The organism is Arthrobacter sp. HLT1-20 (assembly GCF_054510895.1).
The window spans coordinates 1-21595 of record NZ_JBTNDR010000016.1; the positions used below are offsets into that span (position 1 = coordinate 1).

General features: G+C 63.8%; 21 protein-coding genes. 5 read left to right on the forward strand and 16 right to left on the reverse strand.

What is annotated here, in order from left to right; all coding sequences use genetic code 11:
- The first annotated feature begins 195 nt into the window (after positions 1-195).
- The 3 genes from ACX80Q_RS10295 to ACX80Q_RS10305 all read left to right on the forward strand — a co-directional run bounded on the left by ACX80Q_RS10295 (position 196) and on the right by ACX80Q_RS10305 (position 4031).
- A complete protein-coding gene (locus ACX80Q_RS10295) occupies positions 196-1122 on the forward strand; it encodes an AEC family transporter (RefSeq protein WP_459330441.1) in 927 nt (308 codons plus the stop codon).
- Positions 1123-1228: 106 nt separating this feature from the next.
- Positions 1229-2818, forward strand: a complete 1590-nt coding sequence (locus ACX80Q_RS10300; RefSeq protein WP_459330442.1) for a helicase HerA-like domain-containing protein — start codon at positions 1229-1231, stop codon at positions 2816-2818.
- A gap of 226 nt (positions 2819-3044) precedes the next feature.
- Entirely contained in the window at positions 3045-4031 is a 987-nt protein-coding gene (locus tag ACX80Q_RS10305; protein WP_459330443.1) for a hypothetical protein, read from the forward strand.
- Here ACX80Q_RS10305 and ACX80Q_RS10310 read toward each other — a convergent pair.
- The 9 genes from ACX80Q_RS10310 to ACX80Q_RS10350 all read right to left on the reverse strand — a co-directional run bounded on the left by ACX80Q_RS10310 (position 4009) and on the right by ACX80Q_RS10350 (position 11844).
- The gene (locus tag ACX80Q_RS10310; protein WP_459330444.1) at positions 4009-4527 is read right to left on the reverse strand and encodes an SRPBCC family protein; all 519 of its coding nucleotides are present in this window, start codon (positions 4525-4527) and stop codon (positions 4009-4011) included. The genes ACX80Q_RS10305 and ACX80Q_RS10310 overlap by 23 nt on opposite strands.
- Entirely contained in the window at positions 4524-4886 is a 363-nt protein-coding gene (locus ACX80Q_RS10315) for an ArsR/SmtB family transcription factor (RefSeq protein WP_459330445.1), read from the reverse strand. The genes ACX80Q_RS10310 and ACX80Q_RS10315 overlap by 4 nt, the downstream gene beginning before the upstream one ends.
- A gap of 112 nt (positions 4887-4998) precedes the next feature.
- Positions 4999-6924, reverse strand: coding sequence for an NHL domain-containing thioredoxin family protein (locus tag ACX80Q_RS10320; protein ID WP_459330446.1), 1926 nt, complete (start codon positions 6922-6924; stop codon positions 4999-5001).
- Positions 6924-9173 carry a cytochrome c oxidase assembly protein gene (locus ACX80Q_RS10325; RefSeq protein ID WP_459330447.1) on the reverse strand — a complete coding sequence of 750 codons (2250 nt, stop codon included), beginning with the start codon at positions 9171-9173 and terminating at the stop codon, positions 6924-6926. The genes ACX80Q_RS10320 and ACX80Q_RS10325 overlap by 1 nt, the downstream gene beginning before the upstream one ends.
- Positions 9174-9390: 217 nt before the next feature.
- Complete coding sequence (locus ACX80Q_RS10330) at positions 9391-9672, reverse strand: HU family DNA-binding protein (RefSeq protein ID WP_062007871.1); 282 nt, start codon at positions 9670-9672, stop codon at positions 9391-9393.
- 327 nt (positions 9673-9999) lie between these two features.
- Positions 10000-10305 (reverse strand): 30S ribosomal protein S14, encoded by a 306-nt coding sequence (gene rpsN, locus ACX80Q_RS10335; RefSeq protein WP_062007872.1) that lies wholly within the window; start codon positions 10303-10305, stop codon positions 10000-10002.
- Positions 10306-10309: 4 nt separating this feature from the next.
- On the reverse strand, positions 10310-10477 hold the full coding sequence (gene rpmG / locus ACX80Q_RS10340; RefSeq protein WP_044574616.1) for a 50S ribosomal protein L33: 168 nt from the start codon (positions 10475-10477) through the stop codon (positions 10310-10312).
- Positions 10477-10713 (reverse strand): 50S ribosomal protein L28, encoded by a 237-nt coding sequence (rpmB, locus tag ACX80Q_RS10345; protein ID WP_044574618.1) that lies wholly within the window; start codon positions 10711-10713, stop codon positions 10477-10479. The genes rpmG and rpmB overlap by 1 nt, the downstream gene beginning before the upstream one ends.
- A gap of 351 nt (positions 10714-11064) precedes the next feature.
- Complete coding sequence (locus tag ACX80Q_RS10350) at positions 11065-11844, reverse strand: SGNH/GDSL hydrolase family protein (RefSeq protein ID WP_459330448.1); 780 nt, start codon at positions 11842-11844, stop codon at positions 11065-11067.
- 112 nt (positions 11845-11956) lie between these two features.
- Here ACX80Q_RS10350 and ACX80Q_RS10355 point away from each other — a divergent pair, with 112 nt between their 5' ends.
- Positions 11957-13315, forward strand: a complete 1359-nt coding sequence (locus ACX80Q_RS10355) for an MFS transporter (RefSeq protein WP_459330449.1) — start codon at positions 11957-11959, stop codon at positions 13313-13315.
- A 48-nt stretch (positions 13316-13363) separates the two neighbouring features.
- On the opposite strand, the gene ACX80Q_RS10360 is transcribed toward ACX80Q_RS10355, so the two are convergent.
- Complete coding sequence (locus ACX80Q_RS10360) at positions 13364-15280, reverse strand: ABC transporter ATP-binding protein (protein WP_459330450.1); 1917 nt, start codon at positions 15278-15280, stop codon at positions 13364-13366.
- Between the two features lie 103 nt (positions 15281-15383).
- Between ACX80Q_RS10360 and ACX80Q_RS10365 the strand changes: the two genes are divergently transcribed.
- Positions 15384-15869 carry a MarR family winged helix-turn-helix transcriptional regulator gene (locus ACX80Q_RS10365; protein ID WP_459330451.1) on the forward strand — a complete coding sequence of 162 codons (486 nt, stop codon included), beginning with the start codon at positions 15384-15386 and terminating at the stop codon, positions 15867-15869.
- 116 nt (positions 15870-15985) lie between these two features.
- Here the strand turns inward: ACX80Q_RS10365 and ACX80Q_RS10370 are convergent, their stop codons facing one another.
- The 6 genes from ACX80Q_RS10370 to ACX80Q_RS10395 form a co-directional block, all read right to left on the reverse strand.
- Positions 15986-16399 carry a VOC family protein gene (locus tag ACX80Q_RS10370; protein WP_459330452.1) on the reverse strand — a complete coding sequence of 138 codons (414 nt, stop codon included), beginning with the start codon at positions 16397-16399 and terminating at the stop codon, positions 15986-15988.
- Between the two features lie 101 nt (positions 16400-16500).
- Entirely contained in the window at positions 16501-17478 is a 978-nt protein-coding gene (locus ACX80Q_RS10375) for a siderophore-interacting protein (RefSeq protein ID WP_459330453.1), read from the reverse strand.
- Complete coding sequence (locus tag ACX80Q_RS10380; protein WP_459330454.1) at positions 17475-18350, reverse strand: ABC transporter ATP-binding protein; 876 nt, start codon at positions 18348-18350, stop codon at positions 17475-17477. Before ACX80Q_RS10380 ends, ACX80Q_RS10375 begins: the two co-directional genes overlap by 4 nt.
- 1 nt (position 18351) lies before the next feature.
- The gene (locus ACX80Q_RS10385) at positions 18352-19392 is read right to left on the reverse strand and encodes a FecCD family ABC transporter permease (RefSeq protein ID WP_459330455.1); all 1041 of its coding nucleotides are present in this window, start codon (positions 19390-19392) and stop codon (positions 18352-18354) included.
- Complete coding sequence (locus ACX80Q_RS10390; RefSeq protein WP_459330506.1) at positions 19389-20432, reverse strand: FecCD family ABC transporter permease; 1044 nt, start codon at positions 20430-20432, stop codon at positions 19389-19391. The genes ACX80Q_RS10385 and ACX80Q_RS10390 overlap by 4 nt, the downstream gene beginning before the upstream one ends.
- 88 nt (positions 20433-20520) lie before the next feature.
- Entirely contained in the window at positions 20521-21576 is a 1056-nt protein-coding gene (locus ACX80Q_RS10395; protein WP_459330456.1) for an ABC transporter substrate-binding protein, read from the reverse strand.
- Positions 21577-21595: the final 19 nt, after the last annotated feature.

Consider the following 21595-nt stretch of genomic DNA (forward strand, 5'->3'; position numbering starts at 1 on the left):
GGCCAAAAAAATAGAGCCCTCCTTTTCTTTTTTGGGTTTTTTAGTTTTTGGGGGGGGTTTCCTGACCCCCCCACAAGCCGTTAAAGCGCAGTTGTGACGATATGACGGGATTTCCGCCGGTCGTTGCCAACAAATTGCGGCGCCTGCATAGGCTTGTGAGGTGCCAACAGTAACCAGTCTCAGCCCAGGACCGCCGTGCTAGCCGTCATCGAGGGATTCTCGGTTGTCTGGCTGGTGATCCTGGTGGGCTGGTTTGTGGGCCGGCAAAAGATTCTGGGCGAGAACGCCCAGCTGGTCCTGAGCCGCCTGTCATTCTTTGTGGCGAGCCCCGCCCTGCTGGTTGAAACGCTGGGCCGGGCCGAGCTGGCAACAGTATTTTCGCAGCCCCTCCTGGTGGCGGCGCTCAGCGCGGTGATCACCGGCGGGCTGTTCATGGTCATCGTCAAATTCCTGTTGAAACGGTCGCTGGCCGAATCGCTGCTCGCGGCCATGTCCTCCTCCACTGCCAATGCCGCCAATCTTGGCATCCCCATCGCAGCCTATGTTCTGGGTGACGCGGCGTTGATTGCGCCGGTCTTGGTTTTTCAGCTGGCCTTCTACACTCCCTTGTATTTGTTGTTGCTGGACAGCCTCACCAGCGGACGCCGCGCCACTCCGGCACGGGTGGTGTTGCAGATTTTTCGCAATCCCATGATCGTGGGCACAGTTGTGGGCCTTGTTCTGGCCGCCACGGGCTGGCGCCTGCCCAATCTTGTGGCCGAACCCATACACCTCATTGGGGGCGCAGCCATCCCGGCCATCTTGATTGCCTTCGGCATGTCGCTGGGCGCCAGCAAACCCCTGGCGGCAAGCGATGGGCGGAGGGCGGACATCTTGCTGGCCACGGGCTTCAAGCTTGTCATCCACCCCTGTATGGCTTTCCTGCTGGGGCATTTTGTCTTGGGCATGAGCGGTGCGGCACTGTTCGCAGTGGTAGTGGCCGCGGCCCTTCCGGCGGCCCAAAACGTGTACGTCACGGCGCAGCGCTACCAGGTGGGCGTCACCGTCGCCAAGGACACCGTGCTGGTCACAACAGTTTTGGCCATTCCGGCCATGTTCGCCGTGGCGTTCCTGCTGGGCTGATGTGCTGCGCTGGCTCAGGCGGCTGATCCGCGGGGCCAGTTGACGCCACCAGCTGTTTTAGGCCCATTTACTGCCCATGGAATGTGAGCCACGGTACGCTTTCGCTATGGCTACCAAGACCCCAGCAGAGTTGATTGCCCAGCTTCAGGCCGGCTACACATTTACCGGTTCCTCCATTGCACTCGGTGCCGCCATGGTGGACGGCGAGATCCACCCCGAGGCGCAGGTCAGCTTGCCGCTGGCCATGATGAACAGGCACGGCCTGGTGGCCGGAGCCACCGGAACCGGCAAAACGGTCACCTTGCACATGATCGCCGAGCAACTCTCCAGCGCCGGAGTGCCCGTGTTCATGGCCGACATCAAGGGCGACCTCACCGGCCTGGCGACTGCCGCCGTCGGCAGCGAAAAGCTCACTGCCCGCACCCAGGCCCTGGGCCAGCAATGGGAATCCAAGGCGTTCCCGGTGGAGTTCCTGGCCCTGGGCGGCAACGGCAACGGTGTTCCCGTGCGCGCAACCATCACCTCCTTTGGCCCCATCCTGCTGGCCCGCGTGCTGGATTTGAACGAAACTCAGGAATCCAGCCTGCAATTGGTGTTCCACTATGCAGACACCACGGGTTTGGAGCTGTACGACCTGAAGGACCTGCGGGCCGTCATCCAATTCCTGAGCTCCGATGAGGGCAAGGCCGATCTCAAAGAGTTGGGCGGGCTATCCAAGGCCACGGCCGGGGTCATTCTGCGTAACCTGATCACCCTGGACGCCCAGGGCATGGGTGAATTTTTCGGCATGCCGGAGTTCGACACCGCCGAGCTGTTGCGCACCGCCCCCGACGGCCGCGGCGTTATCACCTGCCTGGAACTGCCCAGCATCCAGGACAAGCCGCTGCTGTTCTCCACCTTCCTCATGTGGATGCTGGCTGACCTGTTCCGCGATCTGCCGGAGGTGGGCGATCTGGACAAGCCCAAGCTGGTGTTCTTCTTTGACGAGGCGCACCTGCTGTTCAACGGCGCCAGCAAGGCGTTCCTGAACGCGATCACCCAGACGGTGCGCCTGATCCGTTCCAAGGGCGTAGGCATCTTCTTCGTCACCCAGACGCCCAAGGATGTTCCGGCCGATGTCCTGGCTCAGTTGGCCAACCGCGTCCAGCACGCCCTGCGCGCGTTCACCCCGGAGGACGCCAAGGCCCTCAAGGCCACGGTTTCCACCTTCCCCATCAACAGCTACGACCTTGAGGAAGTCCTGACGAACGCGGGCATCGGTGAAGCCGTGGTGACTGTCATGAATGAAAATGGTGCGCCCACGCCCGTGGCATTGACGCGTTTGCGGGCGCCCGGTTCCCTCATGGGCGCCAGCTCCGCGGAAACTGTCACCGCCGTCATTGCGGCCTCGGCCCTGCTGCCCACCTATGGGACAGCGGTTGATCCGGTCTCCGCCTTCGAGAAGTTGCAGGCCCCCGCCACAGCTCCGGCGCCGCCCGCCACCGGTCCCGCGGTGGGGACGCCCCTGCCGCCTCCTCCCCCTGTTGCGCTTCCGGCTCCCACGGACGACGGCGGCACAATGGCCTCCGATGTGATCGGCGCCTTGGGCGGGGCCCTCGGCGGCGGACTCAAAAGCATGGTCCGCTCCATGGGCTCCTCCCTGGGCCGAAACCTCATGCGCGACATCTTCGGCACAGCACCGCGCAAGCGCCGCTGATCCCCAACTCCTCCCGACCCTCGCAGGCTCGGGGCGGGGCCCTCGGAGTTGTGGGCCCATCCAACATCACGCGAACCTCGCAGGCTCGGGGCGGGGCCCTCGGAGTTGTGGGCCCATCCAACATCACGCGAACCTCGCAGGCTCGGGGCGGGGCCCTCGGAGTTGTGGGCCCATCCAACATCACCCGATTCAGGTCCGCGCACCCGTTGCCGGTACAGTTGACCGCGTGAAGGACGGGACGAGGCTCATCAAGATTGCGGCAGCATGGCTGCTGCTGCTGATGCTTGCCATCGCCGCGTCGATAGTGACCATTTCGATCGTCAACAGCCGCGAGTTCGGACCGGAAAAGACTGTCGCCAACTACTTGGAAGCGCTCAGGGACGGCGACGGCGCCAAGGCCCTGGGGCTGCTGCAGGCCAAGGTCCCCCGCGCCGACGCTGCGGCGCTCGATGGCGAAGCGCTGGCGAAATCCCAGGCCAGCCTGAAAAACGTAAGCATTGGCGAGCCCGCGCCCGGCCCCGATAACTCAAAAATTGTCACCGTGAACTACACCATGGGCAACTCACCGTTCAAGACGGACTTTACCTTGACCCAGGGGCCCAAACACTGGCTTTTCTTTGACAGCTGGACCATGCTCCCGGGCACCCTGCCCATCATCGACGTGTCGGTGGTCAATGCCAACCAGGCAAGCATCAACGGCGCTGCGGCCAACATGCCCGACGGCAACAACTCCTTTGCGGTGTTTTATCCCGGCAGCTACGAACTGGAGTACAGGTCGCCGCTCTTTGCCGCCGCGCCAGTGACGCGGCAGGTGAGCGGCCCCGGGCAGGCGATTCCCGCCGTCGGGCTATCCACCGGCCCCACCACCGATCTGCTGGCCCAGGTGGATGGCACCATCCGAAAATACTTGGACGCTTGCGCCAAACAAGCAGTTCTCATGCCGACAGGATGCCCCATGACGGCAGCCACCAACAACCGAGTGGTGTCGGAGGTGAAATGGTCAATCCTGCAGTACCCGGCCATCACCATTTCGCCCTACGGCGGCCAATGGATCATGGCGCCCCTGAGCGTGAAGGCCCAGGTGGAATACGCCGAACAGGACTTGTTTACCGGTCTGGTGGCCCCGGTCAAGATTGCCGATGACTTTTCTTTCGCAGCCAGGCTCTCCATTTCCGGGACCACAGTGACGGTCACCCCGCAGCTGGGCGACTAAGCGACGTGGCAGCGGCGGGGCGAACCGTCAGCAGTTCCTCCATGCGTTCATAGCCTTCACGAACTCCGCCTTCCATCCCTGACGCCACCATGCCGTCCCGATCCTCCTGAGATTGGAAAACGGAGTGTGTGCGGATCAGGGTGCGGCCACCCAAATCCTCCAGGCTGACCCGTTCCAGGCTGACGTGGCCTGGGTAGCCGTCAAATTCGAAGGTCTGCACAATCTGCTCGTTGGGCACCACCTGATGAAACACGCCACGGAAGCCGTACACGTTTCCTTGCCCATCCGCGTGTGTGAAGGCCCAGCGTCCACCAACCCTCATCTCGTGTTCAGTGACATTCATTGCCATCCCGCGCGGCCCCATCCACTGCACCAGGAGGGCAGGTTCCGTGAAGGCGCGGTACACCTGCGCAACCGTGGCATCGATTTCCCGCTCCATGGTCACAAAGGGGACATCCGGGGCGGCCGTAACAACCAGTTCATGGTGTGTGGTCATGATGGTTCTTCTTTCTGCACGTTGTTGGACATGTTCTCCAGCAGGGAGTCGAGGCGGCGAAACCGTGCCTCGGCCACGAGCCGGTATGAGTCAATCCATGCAGTGAGTTCTTCCAGGGCCCCGGGCGCCAAATGGCAGGGGCGTCGCTGCCCGTCCCGGCTTCGGGTGATGAGGCCTGCGTGTTCCAACACCTGAATGTGTCTGGACACGGCCTGCTTCGTCATCTGGAATGGTTCCGCCAGTTCGTTGACGGTGGCCGAGCTCCGGGACAGCCGGGCAATGATTCGCCGCCGCACCGGATCCGCCAAAGCGAGAAATGCCCTGTCCAGGGCATCGTCCCGCTCATCAAACTCTTGCATAATCAACCCTTATCTTTATCAACCAATTAGTTGATAATCTAAAGTTAGGACTGATGCAACCTGTTGTCAAGGTTTTTTGCACCCCAGGGCGCTGCACCCTAGGGCGCTGGTCCTAGAGCCCGCGCAGGTCCAGGGCCAGCTCGGAGGCGCCGTCGTCGCTCATCAGCACGGGAATGCCCCAGTCCTGCTGGTACAGGTGGCAGGCTGCGTGGTCCGGGATCTCGCCATTGGCGTCCTCGGGACCGTCGCAGGCGGCGGCGCGGGCCGTAAAGTGCAGGATTCCCTCGGGCACATCGGCTGAAAGCACCAGCGTCCTGGCCAGACCCACGGAGGTACCTGCACCGCTGATCAGCAGTTCCGGCGGTGTGGAGGAGACCTTCAACTGGGTGGGATCCCCCCATCGATCATCCAGCTTCTGCCCCGTGGGCGCTGAGAAACGGATGGTCAGCGCCAATTCACCCGGCGCCACGGGCGTCTTGGGGCGTTGCGTCTGGGCAGCCCCTTCATCGACCTGGAGTGCGTTCTTGGGCAACGGCAGGCGGATGAGCTGGTGCTTGTTGGCCTCAACCACAATGAGCAGCGGCACGTCGCCGCTCTCATCGAGCATCACATCGCTGGGCTCGGCTAGGCCGCGAGCGAGGGTGCTGACCTGCTTCGTGGCGGGGTCGTAGCGGCGTACGGCTCCGTTGTAGGTGTCAGCAATGGCCACCGAACCGTCGGGCAGCACTGCCACGCCGAGCGGATGTTGCAGGCGGGCCTGGCTGGCGTCGCCGTCGCGGAAGCCAAAGTCAAAGAGGCCCTCGCCGATGGCTGTCTCCACCGTCACGGAGCCATCGTCGGCGAACGTCAGCACGCGCAGGGCAGAGGTTTCGGAGTCGGCTATCCAAATATTGCCCTGGGCATCTTCTGTAATGCCGGAGGACTGGGCGAACCAGGCCTGCTCCGCCGGACCATCCAGCAAACCTTCCAAACCGTTGCCGGCCACGATGCTGACGGCCCCCGTGGACGGGTCAAAGCCGAAAATCTGATGGGTGCCAGCCATGGCAACAACAATGGTTTTCAGTGCGGAGGAGTAGCTCACGTCCCACGGAGAGGACAGCGCCACCTCGAGTGGCACGTTGCCAAGATGCGCCGCGGAGGTGCTGGCGCCGTCGTTGTCCACCCGGGCCGGACCTGCTTCCAGGAGCCGCTGCACGCCACTGCCGGCAACCGTGCGTACCTCGCCGGTGGCTAGGGTGATGCCGCGCAAACGGTGGTTGACCGAGTCAGCCACGACGACGTCGTACCCGAGCGCCGCTGCCAGCTCGTCCGGGAGCAGCGCAAGGCCCTGGGGTTCGTTGAACTGAGCCTCGATGGCCGTTCCATCCAAGAAGCCCTTGGCGCCGGAGCCGATGGTGCGCAGCACTGTGGTCAGATCGGAGGCCATCTCCACCAGACGATGATGGCCGGTGTCTGAGACCAGGAAGGTGCCGCCGGTCAAGGGCAGGACTTTCCCGGGGAAACGCAGATCGCGGGAAACGGGCTCGGGAGCAACGTAGGGGCCGTCGCCGCGGTGCAGCGTACCCTTGCCCTCATGCTCGGCGATAAGTTCCGGGATCAGTGACTCCAGACCTGCCGCATGACCTTCACCGGACAGGTGCGCCACAATGTAGCCCTCGGGATCCACCACAACCAGTGTGGGCCAGGCACGGGCGGAGTATGCCTGCCAGGTGATCAGCTCGGGATCATCCAGCACCGGGTGGTGGATGTCGTAGCGCTCCACTGCCGCGGCGAGTGCAACGGGGTCTGCTTCATGCTCAAACTTCGGGGAGTGCACGCCCACCGTGACCAGCACGTCCTTGTACTGCTCCTCCAAGGGGCGCAGCTCGTCCAGCACGTGCAGGCAGTTGATGCAGCAGAACGTCCAGAAATCAAGGATGACGATCTTGCCGCGCAGCTTTTCCAGGTTCAGCTCGGCGCCGCCGGTGTTCAACCAGCCGCGGCCTTCGAGTTCAGATGCCCGTACCCGGACTGTGCTGGTTTTCGTTGCGGAATCCACTAGGGCGTTTCTCCTTGCGTACCGGCCGGGGTCTCCGGCTCACTCGTTGACACTGGGGTGGTGCTGTTGGTGGAGCTGTCCTTGTGCACAAGGTGAGGCCGGCGCGGCCCCTGGCTCGGCTGCGCCATGGCGTCATCACGTGCCGCCAATTGTGCAAACATGTCATTGTAAGCGCCCAGCTCGGCATCCTTATTCCTGTCGGCTGCCCTGTCCTTGCGCTTGGTCTCCCGCGCATCCGAGCGCGACCACATATAGGCCACGCCCATGGCGATGGCCAAAGTAGGTACTTCGCCCACGCCCCAGGCGATTCCGCCGGCTGTTTGTTGGTCGGTGAGGGCGTCATCTCCCCAAGGCCGGCCCATGTTGCCGAAGTACTCCCCGGAGAGGAGCGAGGTGGCCATCATCAACGACACCCCGAAGAATGCGTGGAAGGCCATGGTGGCCAGCAACAACAGCAATCTAAACGGGTACGGGGCGCGGGTGGGCAGCGGGTCCGCACCAATCATGCTTTGGACAAAGATGTAGCCCGTGAGCGTGAAGTGCACAATCATCAACTCGTGGCCCACGTGGTAGCGCATGGCCAGATTGAACGCAGGAGAGTAGTAGAACAAGACCAGGCTGCCGGAGAAGTTCGCCGCGGCAAACAGCGGGTGCGTGACCACCTTGGAGAACCTGGAATGCACCAGCACCAGGATCCACTCACGGATGCCGCGGGAACCGTCCCGGCGCGGCGTCAAAGCCTGCAGTGCCAAGGAGACGGGGGAGCCCAGGGCGAGGAAGAGCGGGGCAATGACCATCAAGGCCATGTGCTCCACCATATGGGCGCTGAAGAGCACCGCGCCGTACACGGCCGGGCCGCCGGAGGTGATGTAGACCAGCGCCAACAGTCCCACAAACCAGGAGATGCTGCGCAGCACAGACCATTTGTCGCCTCGACGGCGCAACTTCACTATGCCTGACAGGTAGGCGGCACCGGCTAGAACGGCGAACGCAATCCATAGCCAGTCCAGCCGCCATTCGGTGAACCAGCGGGAAAACTCTAGTTCCGGCGGCAGGGGGTAGCCGGTGAGGATCTGGGCCGGGGTGAGAGCTTCCTGAGCCAACTCACGCGACTGCGGCGGGGCGGAGCGGCTCAAGCCAACAGCAATGCCGCTGACGGCGCCCATGATCAACAGTTCGCCAAAGATCAACTGCCACAGCAAGCGGCGGGTGCCTGCCGCCGTCGCACTTTTCGCACCGCCCTGCAGCCGCGGGATGATCCATGAGCGGTGCATGTAGCCAATCACACCCAGCACAATGGTGCCGGCGGATTTTGCGAGCAGCAGTTGCCCGTAGGAGGAATAGAAGAGGTCGTGCCAGCTGGTGATGCGGATGGAGGCGTTGATGACGCCCGAGCCGGCCACGGCTACGAAGGCGAAAATGGCCAGGGCCGAGAAACGCTGCAGGGTTTGGGCGGTGATCTTGCCCAGCACACCCGAAACCACCACCAGGACAATGATGCCGCCCACCCAGAGCGAGGCGCCGGTGATATGCAGGAACAGCGAGTTCACGGCTCCCTTGTGGTCGGCGCTGGAGGCCGAGTGGCCAATCAGGGCCTGCGGGACAAAGGCGAGCAACGACAGAACCAACGGGACGGCCAGGGCGCTGATGTTGCGCAGGCCAATGACAAGTGTGGTGACAACGGCGGCAAGGATGGTGATCATGAGCCAGGCCTGGCCCACGGGAAGCTCTGTCATGAAGAACACCAGCATGTTGCTGTATTCCTCGGTGCCGGCCAGCGGGAGGCCGGAAATGCTGGAGTACGTCAGCACCAAGACGGCTATTGCGGATACGGTCCAGATCCCACCGGCCACCATGGCCAGCTTCATGGCCCGAGTGAATGCCGGGTGCTCGGGGGCCTGGGCGCGCTTGGCGGCATCTTCCTTTTGCTGGCCAGTGCGCGGCTTATGCGGCGTGCGGTCCTTGGGCAGGATCACCACGGCGAACACCAGGGCACCAATGACGGTCGATAGCGCCAAGTTGTGGATGGTGGTGATCAGCGGCAGGCCCCATCGGGTGAACGCGCCGGGATCGGCCAGCTGCTGCACTGCCGTGGCTCCCGTCCACAGCAAGGACCCAACGACGCCGACCACGGCAGCGGCCAGTCCCAACCACCACCAGCGGCTGCGGACGCCGTTGGCAAAAGTACCCTCGTTGAGCGGGGGTACGGGGCGGGCTGCGGTGACTGGGGAAGAATCTACGGGTGACACGCTTCCATTGTCCGCCACCTAGTGAACTTAGGGCGAATCAGGGAGCTCACAGGAAAGTGTTGGCTGAGGTTTCGGGGGCCGTTGTGGACCGGGGCGGCCGTTGCAGACATTCGCAGCTGGTGGGCCGCAGGCGTTTGCCCACATCGGCCCCCGGAACGTTAAATGCGTGAAGGCGGCCAGCTAATGCTGGCCGCCTTCACGTGGTGCGTGGCAGAAACTAGTTCTTGACAGCTGCCTTCAGCTTGGAACCAGCGGAGAGCTTCACGCTGTGGCCTGCTGCGATCTGAATGGTCTCGCCGGTCTGCGGGTTGCGGCCGGTGCGAGCTGCACGGTCGGTGCGCTCGATGGAGAGCCAGCCCGGGATGGTGATCTTTTCGCCGGCAGCAACTGAGCTCTCGAATACCGAGAAGAGTGCATCCAGAACGCCGTTTACTGCAGTCTGGCTGGTCTCAGCCTTTGCGGCAACTTCAGCAACCAATTCGCTACGATTCTTAGCCATGTTTGTCCTCCTGGACGATCAAGTAAATCCAATTCCACGCGGTTGCGTGTCAACCACTGCTAGCGAACTTACCAGTTATTCCGCGGGATTCCGGTAAATTTCGCCATTTTCCAGCGATTTGTCAGTCAAATTCCCCGGATTCTAGGGTTTTTTCGCTCTCAGCCAACACCTTTTGCCCTGTGCCGGGCGTAACGCGCCCTCGCCGGCGGGGCCACGCGTCAGGTGCCGCTGACGAATTTGAGGGTACGACGGCGGCAAACGTCCCTTACCGCCGGGCAGCAAAAAGGGCGGCGACCGTGAGGTCGCCGCCCTATTTACCACTGGATGCTACCAGCTGGACTTCTTGATACCGGGCAGTTCGCCAGCGTGCGCCATCTTGCGGAAGCGTACACGGGAGATGCCGAACTTCTGGAGCGTTCCACGCGGACGGCCATCGATGGCGTCGCGGTTACGAACGCGTACCGGTGAGGCGTTGCGGGGGAGCTTCTGCAGACCCAAACGGGCTGCTTCTTTCTCTTCCGGAGTGGAGGCCGGGTTAACGAGGGCCTTCTTCAGGGCGAGACGCTTTTCGGCGTAACGCTCCACGATGACCTTGCGCTGCTCGTTCTTCGCGATCATGGACTTCTTAGCCATAGTCTTAGCGCTCCTCTCGGAATTCGACGTGCTGACGGATCTTGGGATCGTACTTCTTCAGAACCAAACGGTCCGGAGTGTTACGACGGTTCTTGCGGGTTACGTACGTGAAACCGGTACCCGCGGTGCTCTTCAGCTTGATGATCGGACGTACGTCCTTGTCTTTTGCCACTAGAGCTTCACCCCACGAGCGAGAATGTCGGCGACGACGGAGTCAATACCGCGAACGTCGATGGTCTTGATGCCCTTGACGGAAAGCTGCAACGTAACGTTGCGGCGCAAGGACGGTACCCAGTAGCGCTTCTTCTGGATATTCGGATCGAACCGACGCTTGTTGCGACGGTGCGAGTGCGAAATGCTATGTCCAAAGCCCGGCTCGGCTCCGGTCACCTGGCAATGTGCTGCCATGATCACTCCTAAATAATGAATGGGAACGGTTCACTGGTGTAAACCGTGCGAGTAGGCAGCGTCCGCCCTTGGACAGCACGATCCCCAACCGTCATTTACATGATGTAAGAGAAAGAGCCCGTCCGGCGAATACCCGAATGCACGCAACTTGAGCCCCTAACTACCGGCCAACGGGAGGATAATCACCGCAAACCGGAGCAATTGCACACGCTCCGCGCTACCTAGCGCCTACCCAGTCTAGTTCTTGGCGGCGATTAAGGCTAATTGGCATACCATACCCGCCCCAGAACACGGAAGCCGGCACGGACATGATTTCCGTGCCGGGCCCATGCCCGACGTCGGACACCGGATTTAGCCTTCGACCAGCGGCGAGCGCAGTGTGGGCCAGCGGGCGCTGAGGCTGTCCCCCGAGGACACGCCGCGCAGGCGGCGGCTGACCCAGGGGCCCACGTATTCCTTGGTCCAGGCGGCATTGTCCCGCAGCATCTCGGCTGTGGTCTTGATCGGGATGGGCGGCAGTTCGGGCAGGGGGATGCTGACTTTTTCACCCAATTGGGCCAGCACCCGGTTGGCCATGTTGATATGGCCCGGGGTGGACATGTGCATTCTGTCGACTCCCCACAGCCGCCAATCGTTGTATTCACGGAACCGCCAGTAGTCAACAAGTTCCGCCCCGTGATTGTCTGCCACTTCACGCACCAACTCGTTGTAGATGGCTGTGCGTCCCCGAATGCTGGCAAACACTTTAGAGGAACTGGCGTCGTAGCCGGTGAAGATCAGGACCCTGGCCCCGGTGGCGGCCAACTTGGCAATTCCCTCTGAGTAGTTGGCGATCATGGCGTCAATGTCCACCTTGGGGCGCAGAATGTCATTGACCCCTGAGTAAATGGTGACGAGGGTGGGGTTCAGTGCCACGGCGGCATCAATTTGTTCGGCGAGAATCTGGTGCATCTTTTTTCCACGAATGGCAAGGTTGGCATATCCGTAGTGTTCCGCCGGGTGGGCCAGTGCCAGCTGCTCGGCGGCCCGGTCGGCCCAGCCGCGGACCAGATTAGGCAGTGCCGGATCGGTGTCGCCGAGGCCTTCCGTAAATGAGTCACCCAATGCCACGTACCGTGCCGTGAATTCCACGCTTGCTCCTTGCCGCCGCCGTCCTGCGCAGTGCGCCGCAACGCCCGTGGGCAACGGCCAGCGCGCAGCTTGATTACGCTAATCCTATGACTTCGACCCACCCGCTCCCCCGTTGAGCTCCCCCGACACCATCTGGAGCAGCAGGTACCGCGGCGCAACGCTGGGATTCTTCGGCCTGGCCTTCATGGTGGCCTACTCCTTCGCCGCCGTCACCACGGCCATGCCACAGGCCGCGCGCGACCTGGACGGGCTGCCGCTCTATGGCCTGGCGTTCGGCATCACCATGGCAACTTCCGTGGTCTCCATGACACTTGCGGCCCTGTGGATTGACCGCGCCGGACCGCAAAAGCCCCTGCTGGCCGGCGTCAGCATCTACGTGGTGGGCATGCTGCTCTCCGCCTTTGCACCCACCATGGAACTGCTCGTGGCCGCACGCGCGCTGACCGGTTTCGGTTCCGGCTTGGACAGTGTTGCACTTTACGTCTGCATCGCACGGGTATTCCCGGCGTACCTGCGCCCGCGGATGTTTGGCGCCCTCGCCGCGGCCTGGCTGCTGCCCTCGATTGTGGGCCCGGCGCTCAGCGGCGTGGTGACCGACCACTTTGGCTGGCGCTGGGTCTTTGGCACAGTGCCGGTGCTGGCCGCCCTGGCCGCCGTGCTGGTGATTCGAGGGACGCGCGGGACAGGGATGAACGCCCCGGTTCCCGCCGAAGCAGGCGGGAAGGAAACCGGTACTGCGCGGACATTGTGGCAGAAGCCGGCCTGGGCATTGGCCGCATCCATTGCCGTCCTCATGCTCGGTGATGCCAGCGCCCGCGCCCAGCCGTGGTGGCCGGCGGAGATGGGGGTTTCCGTGCTGCTGTTGGGATTCGCCGTGAACCGGCTGCTGCCGAAGGGAACTTGGCGGGCCGTACGCGGACTGCCGTCGCTGGTATTGATGCGCGGGCTCATGGGCACGGCATTCACCATCGTGGATGTCTACCTGCCGCTGTACATGATCGACCAGCGGCAGCTGCCAGCATGGCTCGCCGGGCTGTCACTGACAGTGGGAGGAGTTACCTGGGCCGTCGGCGCCTGGCTGTCGGGGAGCGGCAGGCTGGCGCCCAAGCAGGCCCTGCGCGGCGGCGCCGCGTTCATGCTGCTGGGCATGTTGATCTCCGCGCTTGTCCTGCTGCCTGGCTGGCCCGTATGGATTGCCTGGCTGGGGTGGTCAGCGGCTGGCTTCGGCATTGGCCTGGCGTACCCCACGCAGTCGGTGCTGGTGTTGGAGCAGTCCCCCGACAGCGAGCAGGGCAACAACGCCTCGGCCCTGCAGCTGAGTGAAACCCTGTTGACGGCTGCCACGCTGGGCGTGGTGGGTGCCGTGTTCGCGGCCCTTCTGCTGTTTGGCGAGGCGGGCTATGTCATGGCATTTGGCGTGGCCGCCATCCTGGCCTTGGGAACAGTGCTGGTCTCGCGCCGGACGGCCTGAGGGACGGCGTCACAGAAAGCGAAGCGGCAGGCGGGACCCGCGCAGACCCTAGGAGACCGTCTCCAGCTCCCCGCCGGTCCGTTCCGCTTCTCCTGCGGCCCGCAGCGCAGTGTAGGCGCCGCCTGCCTCGCGCAGGCTCGACGGCGTACCCACCTCCACGAGCGAGCCACCCGAGAGCACTGCCAGCTGATCGGCATCTTCGACCGTGGAGAGCCTGTGCGCAATGGTCAGTGTGGTTCGGCCCACGGCCAGGTGGTCCAGCGCCACTTGGACGGCGGCCTCGGTGGTGTTGTCCAGGGCTGAGGTGGCTTCATCGAGGATCAGCACCCGGGGGTTGCGCAAAATGGTCCGGGCGATGGCCAGGCGCTGCTGCTCGCCGCCGGAGAAACGGTAGCCGCGGGCTCCCACCAGAGTGTCCATGCCTTCGGGAAGACCGGCCACCAAGTCGGCAATCTGCGCCGAAGCCAGCGCCTGCCACAGTGTGGCGTCATCGGCTGTGGGGGCGGCAAGCTGTAAATTCTCACGGATGGAGGCGTGCACCAGGTACGTTTCCTGAGACACCACGCCCACAATGCGCGCCAGCGTTTCCGGGGAAATATGGCGCACATCAACCCCGTCGATGGTGACCCGGCCCGCTGTGACGTCATGCAGCCGCGGCAGCAGCGCACCCAGCGTTGACTTGCCCGAACCCGTGGGTCCCACCACCGCCGTTGCGGTGCCAGCCGGCAGCAAAAGATCGATTCCGCGCAGAACATCCGGGCCGCCGTCGTACGCGAAATGCACGTTCTCAAAGCGGACCTCGCCACGTACCCGGGCGGGATCCATGGCCATGGGGGACGCGGGTGCGGCAATTTCCGGCACCAGGTCCAGGTATTCAAAGATGCGGCTGAACAGGGCCATGGCGCTCACCCATTGCACGCCAAGGTTCAGTAGGCCCATGATGGGGCGGAAAATGGTGGCCTGCAACGCCGTGAACGCCACGATGGTGCCGATGCTCATGGTGTTCCCCGGCAGTCCGCCGGCAAAGTAAATCAACGCTGGGATGGCGGAGAAGATGATGCCCATGGTGGCCATGCGCCAGCGCCCGGCCAGCTGCGAGCGCAATTCCAGGCCGATCAGCCGCTCGGAGCTGCCGGAGTAGCGGATGGCGTCGCGATCGGTGGTGCCGAGCGTTTTGGCCAGGCGGACGCCGGAGATGCTCAGCCCCTCCTCCACGTAGGTGTTCATGGTGGCGAGCTCGGTCTGCAAGGTGGTGGTGATGTCGCGCCGCAGCAGTGCCACCCGGCGGGAGAACCACACCGCTGGGGGGATGACTATCAAGGACAGCAGCGAGAGCTTCGGGGACAGGACAATCATGGCGGCCGCCGTAGCCACAGCCGTGGTCACGTTGGAGGCGACGCCGGTTGCCGTGGAGGTGATGACCGACTGCATGCCGGCGATGTCATTGTTGAGCCGCGATTGCACCTCACCGCTGCGGGTCCGGGTGAAGAACGCCAGTGATTGCTTTTGCAGATGCGCAAAGAGGCGAGTGCGCAGGGTGTGCATGATCCGTTGCCCCATGGCCGTTGTCATCCAGGTTTGCACCACACCAATGAAGGCGGTGGCCGCGGCAATGGCAATCATGGCGCCGGCCAGCCACGCCAGCAGCGGCACATCCTTGGCGGGCAGTGCCGTGTCAATGATGCCGCGGACTAGGAAGGGCTGGGCCAGGCTGACGATGGACGATGCGCTAATGAGAAGCACGACGACGGCGATTCTCCCCTTGTGTGGGGAAAACAGGGCAGCCACACGCTTCAGGCTGACGGGGTGGCGCTGGATCTGCGCCTTGTCGGCAGGATTGACGCGGGCCGGGCCCCTTTCTTTAAAGGCTGCCGAGCCGCCAAAATCTGCGGCGCCAGTGAAGTCTGTGGGGCCGGATCCGCCACGGCCGGGCTTTGATTTTTGTTCGGGAGTTCTCTCCGTCATGAGCGCCACCTCCAGATGGTGTGCGGGGTGCGGGACTCGCACCAACTAATACCGAGGTTACCTCACTATGTGGTTGGCAGTCAATATTAGTATGATGGTGACTATGGCACCCCATGACGCACCGGACCTTGGCGAACTCTTCCACGGCGCATTTCGCGGGCTGCGGCGCACCTGGGCCGAACAGTTGGCGCCCTGGGAGCTGACGCCGCACCAGTGGCGGGCCCTGCTGACGCTGCTGCGCCACCGTCCCGACATGCCCGGCGGGGCCGCTGTTGCCGGCGGGGCCGCGGCCGGTAAGTCTGGCTCTACTTCCGGAAACATCCGCCTCAAGGACTTGGCCGAACGCCTGCGCATCGCACCGCGCTCGGCCACCGAGGTGGTGGACCAGCTCGAAGCCAAGGGCCTGGTCCGCCGCGACCCGGACCCCACGGACAGACGGGCCACGCTCATCGTGGCAACAGATGCCGGGCAAGAGCTTTTTGCCGACATTCAGGCCGAACGCCGCGACAAGTCCACGGAGTACTTTGCCAAGCTCAGCGCGACGGACCGTGCCGAGCTGGCACGCATCCTGACCCAGCTCCGCGACTGAAACGCTATCGCACCATTGGTCAGTTTTTCAGGGACGCTATCGCACTGGCCGGTGCGCAAGTGCGATAGCGTTCGCAAAAATCCAGCCATTGCTGCGAGAGCGTCGGGATCAATCATCTAAGGCTGCGTGGCACCCTCAATGTTCACTAGCCACGGCACTCCGAACTTGTCGGTCAACATGCCAAAGGTGTCACCCCAGGGCGCCTGGGTGAGCGGCTCGGCTATGGTGGCCCCGTCGGCAAGCTTGTCCCACCAGCCGCGCAGCACAGCTTCCTCGTCACCGGAAAGGGAGACACTTGAATTGGGGCTGAACTCCAGGTACGAGGGAACATCGGCACCCATGAGCACCACGTCATTGTCCCCGGTCAGCATGCCGTGCATGATCTTGTCTGTCTCGGCCGGGTCTTCGGTGGCCTGGTAGTCGCCAAAGGTACTCAGTGCCAGTGTGCCGCCGAAGACCGTTTGGTAGAACTCCATGGCTTCCTTGGCGGTGTTCTGGAAGTTCAAATAGGGGTTGAGTCGCGTGGTCATGATCCTGCTCCTTGATGAAACCGTGGAGGTGGGCGCCCGGTCGGGCTGTGTGAAATTATGCCCCGATTCTCGGTCCCTGTCAGCAGCTGCAGCCACTATTTCTAGGAAAGCGCCTGGCCCTTGCGCCAGTAACCCATGAACGCCACGGCATTCCTGTCCATGCCCACGTCACGCACCAGGTAGCGGCGTAGTTCCCGGATAGTGGCGGCCTCCCCGGCGATCCACGCATAGAGGCCGTGCCCGGTGGCCGCGGCGGGGGTTTCCCACAGGATGGCGGCGTCAACGTCAACGTCCTCCGGCTCCTCGCCCAGATCGCACGCGGCCGGGGCAACCAGTGCACGGACCGCCCTGGACAACGCCTCGCCATGCGGGTTTGCACCCCGGGCCAGCCACGTGACTTCCACCCCTGAGGGGGTGTGGATGTCCAGGAAGTCTCCGGCCGCGGGCACTTCCAGAACCGCATGTCCGCTCACATGGGCGGGCAGTGTTTCCAGGATGGCCGCAATGGCCGGAACAGCCGTCTCGTCCCCCACCAGCAGCAGGCGCTCTGCCGGTCCGGGCGCGAATTCAATGCCCAGGCAGTCTCCCCAGCGGGCGCACGGGCCCACCACCAGCAAGGGATCCCCTGGTTCCGCGGCGGCGGCCCATGCCGCTGCCGGGCCCGATCCGCCGTGCAGGTGCAGCACAAAGTCAATGTCAAGCTCCGCCGGGGCGCCGGCCAAGGAACCCATCGCGGGAACCGCCGGACGCAGGGCGCGGACCGTGTAGGTGCGCATCACTCCGCGGCGTGATTCGTCCACTGCGAGCCAATTTTGGTACCAGTCATCTTGCAGGGAGCCGAGAATGTTGCTCAGCTCCGGCAGCGCATGGCCGGGCGAGGGGATCATGACCTTCACGCGCAGGTCCAAGGTGGCGCCGTCGGCGTTGGAGCCAAACAGGGCAAGGTCCTCCCCCACGAAGGTGATGCGGCGGAAATGCTCGCTCAGCCGCTGCACAGCGCTGACCCGGAGCCCAAAAGCCCGCATGGGCTTGATGGGATCCGCCTCGATGGTTTCTTTTTCCAGGATTGCCGAACTCATGCGCGCACACCTTCCGTCGCACTGATGGTTGATAACTTGCTGGCCGCGGCATCAGCCAGCAGCGCGGCCCGCCGCCCAATGGGAACCACCATGGGGGTGCCCACCACAGGGTCCGGGACCACCACGGATTCCAGCCCAAAAACGTCCTGCACCAGGGCCGCGGTGAGTACCTCCCCCGGCACCCCCTGCGCCACAATGGCGCCATCCTTCATGGCAATCAGGTGGTCCGCGTACCGGGCCGCCAGGTTCAGGTCGTGCAGCACAATTGCCACGGTGATGCCGCGCCGGGCGTTGAGTTCGGAGACAACATCAAGAACCTCCACCTGGTGAGCCAAATCCAGGTAGGTGGTGGGCTCATCCAGCAGCAGCACGTCGGTCTCCTGCGCAAGAGCCATGGCGATCCAGACCCGCTGGCGCTGTCCGCCGGACAGTTCGTCAACGTTCCGGTCGGCGAGTTCGGCAGTGCCCGTCACGTTCAGCGCGGCCGCCACGGCGTCGTCGTCGGCCGGGGTCCACTGCCTGAACCAGCCCTGGTGTGGGCTGCGGCCGCGCCCCACAAGATCCGCCACGCTGATGCCGTCCGGCGCCGTGGGCGTTTGCGGCAGGATGCCCAGCTCGCGGGCCAATTCCCGGGAGCGGACCTTGTGAATGTCCGTCCCGTTCAGATGGACGACGCCGGCACCTGGCTTGAGCAGCCTGGCCAGACCCCGCAGCAGGGTGGACTTCCCGCAGGCGTTGGCCCCCACAATGATGCTCACCTTGCCGGCGGGCAACTGAACGGAAAGGTTTTCCACGATGGAGCGGTCACCGTAGCCCAGCGAGAGGGCGCTGGCGGACAGGGATGCGGCTTCTTTTGCGAAATGATGGCTCATCTCAGCCTCCTTGGTTGGCACGGTTGGTTGAGATGAGCAGCCACAGCAGGAAGGGCGCACCCAAGGCCCCTGTGACCACTCCCACGGGCAGGGATACACCCGGGACGGCGTTGACGCCCACAAAATTGGCGGCCAGGACTATTGCCGCACCCACCAGCGCGGACAGGGGCAAGCTGGCCGCTCCCCTGTTGAGACGGTTGGCAATGGGGCCGGCCAGGAACGCCACGAAGGCGATCGGGCCGGCCGCGGCCGTGGGGAAGGCGGCCAGGAGCACCCCCACAATGGTGAGCAGCAGGCGGGCGCGCGGGACGTTGAAGCCAAGACCCGACGCCGTGTCATCGCCGAGAGCCATGCCGTGCAGCTCACGTGAGCCGGCGGCCACAAACGGCAGCACAAGCAGCAGAGCCACGGCCAGGATGGTGACACGTTCCCAGTTGGCCGAGTTCAGCGACCCTGTCAGCCACACCATGATTTCCTGGGCGTTGTTGATGTCGGCCCGGGACAGCAGGAACGTGACGGCAGCCTGCATGAACGCCGCCGCACCAATGCCAATGAGAATGAGCCCGGTTCCGCCACGCCCGCGAGCCAGGACCGTGATGAGCAGGGCAACGGCCAGTGCCCCGATGATGGCTGCCACCGAGACGCCTGCGCCGCGCACCCCAAAGATGACCACGGCGGCCACGGCCGTGGCACTAGCGCCGTAACTGATGCCGATGATGTCAGGGCTGGCCAGCGGATTGCGCAGCATGGACTGGAAAATGGCCCCGGCCATACCAAAGGAGGCGCCGGCCAGCAGCCCCAGCACGGCCTGCGGGAACTTGTTTTCCATGACGATGAAGCTGGCGCCGGGTATGGTTTTTCCGCCCAGCATGGCAAAGAAATCGGGGATGGTGACCGTGTAGCTGCCCAGCAGAATGTTGACGGCCAGCAGTGCGAAGACAAGCAGCGCCAAACCAGCAGTAAGGAGTGTCTTGCGGCGGCGTGGGGCTTTGCGCTGCTGACGCACCCAGGCAGCCGTGGTTGCTTGTTGAAGGACGCTCACAGTTCCGCCTGCTTTCCGCGCCGCACCACGGCGATGAACACGGGAGCCCCCAGCATGGCGGCCAGGATTCCGGCGGGGACTTCACCGGGGAGCAAAATGACGCGGCCAACCACGTCCGCCAGCAGCAGGATCGCCGGGGCGGCAAGCAATGACAGTGGCAGCAGCCAGCGGTAGTCGGGCCCCACGAGTCCGCGCAACAGGTGCGGCACCACTAGGCCGATGAAGGCTATGGGCCCGGCCAATGCCGTGGCGGAGCCGCACAACAAGACAATGCCTAGGGCGGAGACGGCGCGGCCCAGGCTGGGGCGCTGGCCCAGGCCACGGGCCATGTCGTCACCCAGCGCCAGGGTGTTCAGGAGCTTGCCCGTGCCCAACAAAATCAGGGCGCCCGCCGCAACAAAGGGCAGCACGGCCACGATCGATTCCCATGACTTTCCGGCCAGCGCACCCACCTGCCAGCTTCGGAAAAGCTCCAACGAGTCTTGGCTGGAAACCAGCATGGCGCTCATGAGCGAGCCCATGCCGGCCGAGATGGCGGCACCTGCCAAGGCCAGCTTGACGGGTGTGGCGCCGCTGCGGCCCAGGCTGGCCACGGCGTAGACCACCACGGCGGCCACGGCACTGCCCACGAAGGCAAACCACAGGTAGCTGGCGATGCTGGCGGCACCGAAGAAGAAAATTCCGGCCACCACGGCCAGGGCTGCCCCCGCATTCACGCCCAAAATTCCAGGATCGGCCAGCGGATTGCGGGCCACACCCTGCATGGAGGTTCCGGCCAGGCCCAGGGCCAGCCCCACAATGAGGCCCGCAGCCGTACGCACCATGCGGGCACGAACTACTGCGTGGTCGCCGTTGTTTGGATCGAAATGTATCAGCGCATCCAGCACCGTGGCTGGCGCAATGCTGCGGGCCCCCACGGCAAGGGACAGTAAGGCGACCAGCGCCAGGGCAGCAATCAAGGCCAGCAGCCACACCAGCCTGCGGCGGGTGTTGATCTGCTGGGCCGGCGCGCTGCCGTGTTTGGGGCTGCCCGAGGGCACCCCAGCTGCTGCGAGGGTGGGTGCGGAGTCCGTTGCCAGCGCAGCTCTTCCCCCCGCAACTACTGGCGTGCTTCTCACCGGTGGATCCTTAGGCCTTGTCCGCAGCTTCTGCCAGCTGTGGCAGGAAGGTGTCCAGGGCCCAGGGCAGGCTCAGGGGGGACGAGGCGGAGATGGCCAGGGTGAGCATCTGGTCCGAGTCTGCCACGAAGGCACCCTTCTTGACTGCCGGGATCTGGCCCAGCAGCGGGTCGGCAACAATGGCTGCCTTGGACTTGCTGTCCGGTACCCAGCTGACAAATACCTGCGAGTCCAATTCGTTCGCCTTCTCGGCAGACCAGGGCAGGTAGAACTCCTTGGTGCCCTTCTCCGCTGCAACCACCACAGGGGCCAGCGTCATGCCGATGCTGCTCAGGAACTTGGGGCGGTTGTCACCGGAGAGGTACACGTTGACGCCGTCGCTCTTGGCGGGCTCAAGGTTGCCGTAGATGAAGGTCTTGCCGGCAATCTGCGGGTATTTTGCGGCCTGGTCCTTGACGGTCTTCTCGGTGGCTGCAATGAGATCCTTGGCGGCCGCGGACTTGCCCAGAGCCGCGCCAATCATGGTGGTGGATTCCTGCCATGAGGTGCCGTAGGCGGCTTCCGGGAAGGCGATGACGGGAGCGATTTTGCTCAGTTTGTCATAGTCTTCCTGGGTCAGGCCCGAGTAGGCGGCAAGAATAATGTCAGGGGTGGTCTTGGCGATCTCGGTGAAGTTGATGCCGTCTGCTTCCGAGTACTGCACGGGAGCCTTGGCAGTTCCGATGGCTGCACCGGCCTTTTCAAGCGCAGCGTCCTTCCACGCGGTGGAGAACTTCTCATTGCCACCCCATTCGTTCTTGGGCATGCCCACGGGAACAACGCCCAAGGCGATGGAAACGTCGTCGTTCACCCAGGACACGGTGGCCACCCGCTGCGGGGCGGCCTTGATGACGGTCTCGCCGTAGATGTGCTTCACGGTCACGGGGAAGGTGTCAGCAGCGGCCTGCGTGTTTTGCGAACCCGTCCCGCCAACCGCACCAGTTGAGCAACCGGCCAACCCCACACTCAACGCAGCAACCGATGCAAACAGTCCCAGCTTGAGACCCTGACGACGCGAAAATTCCATAACGATTCCTAACGGTGAC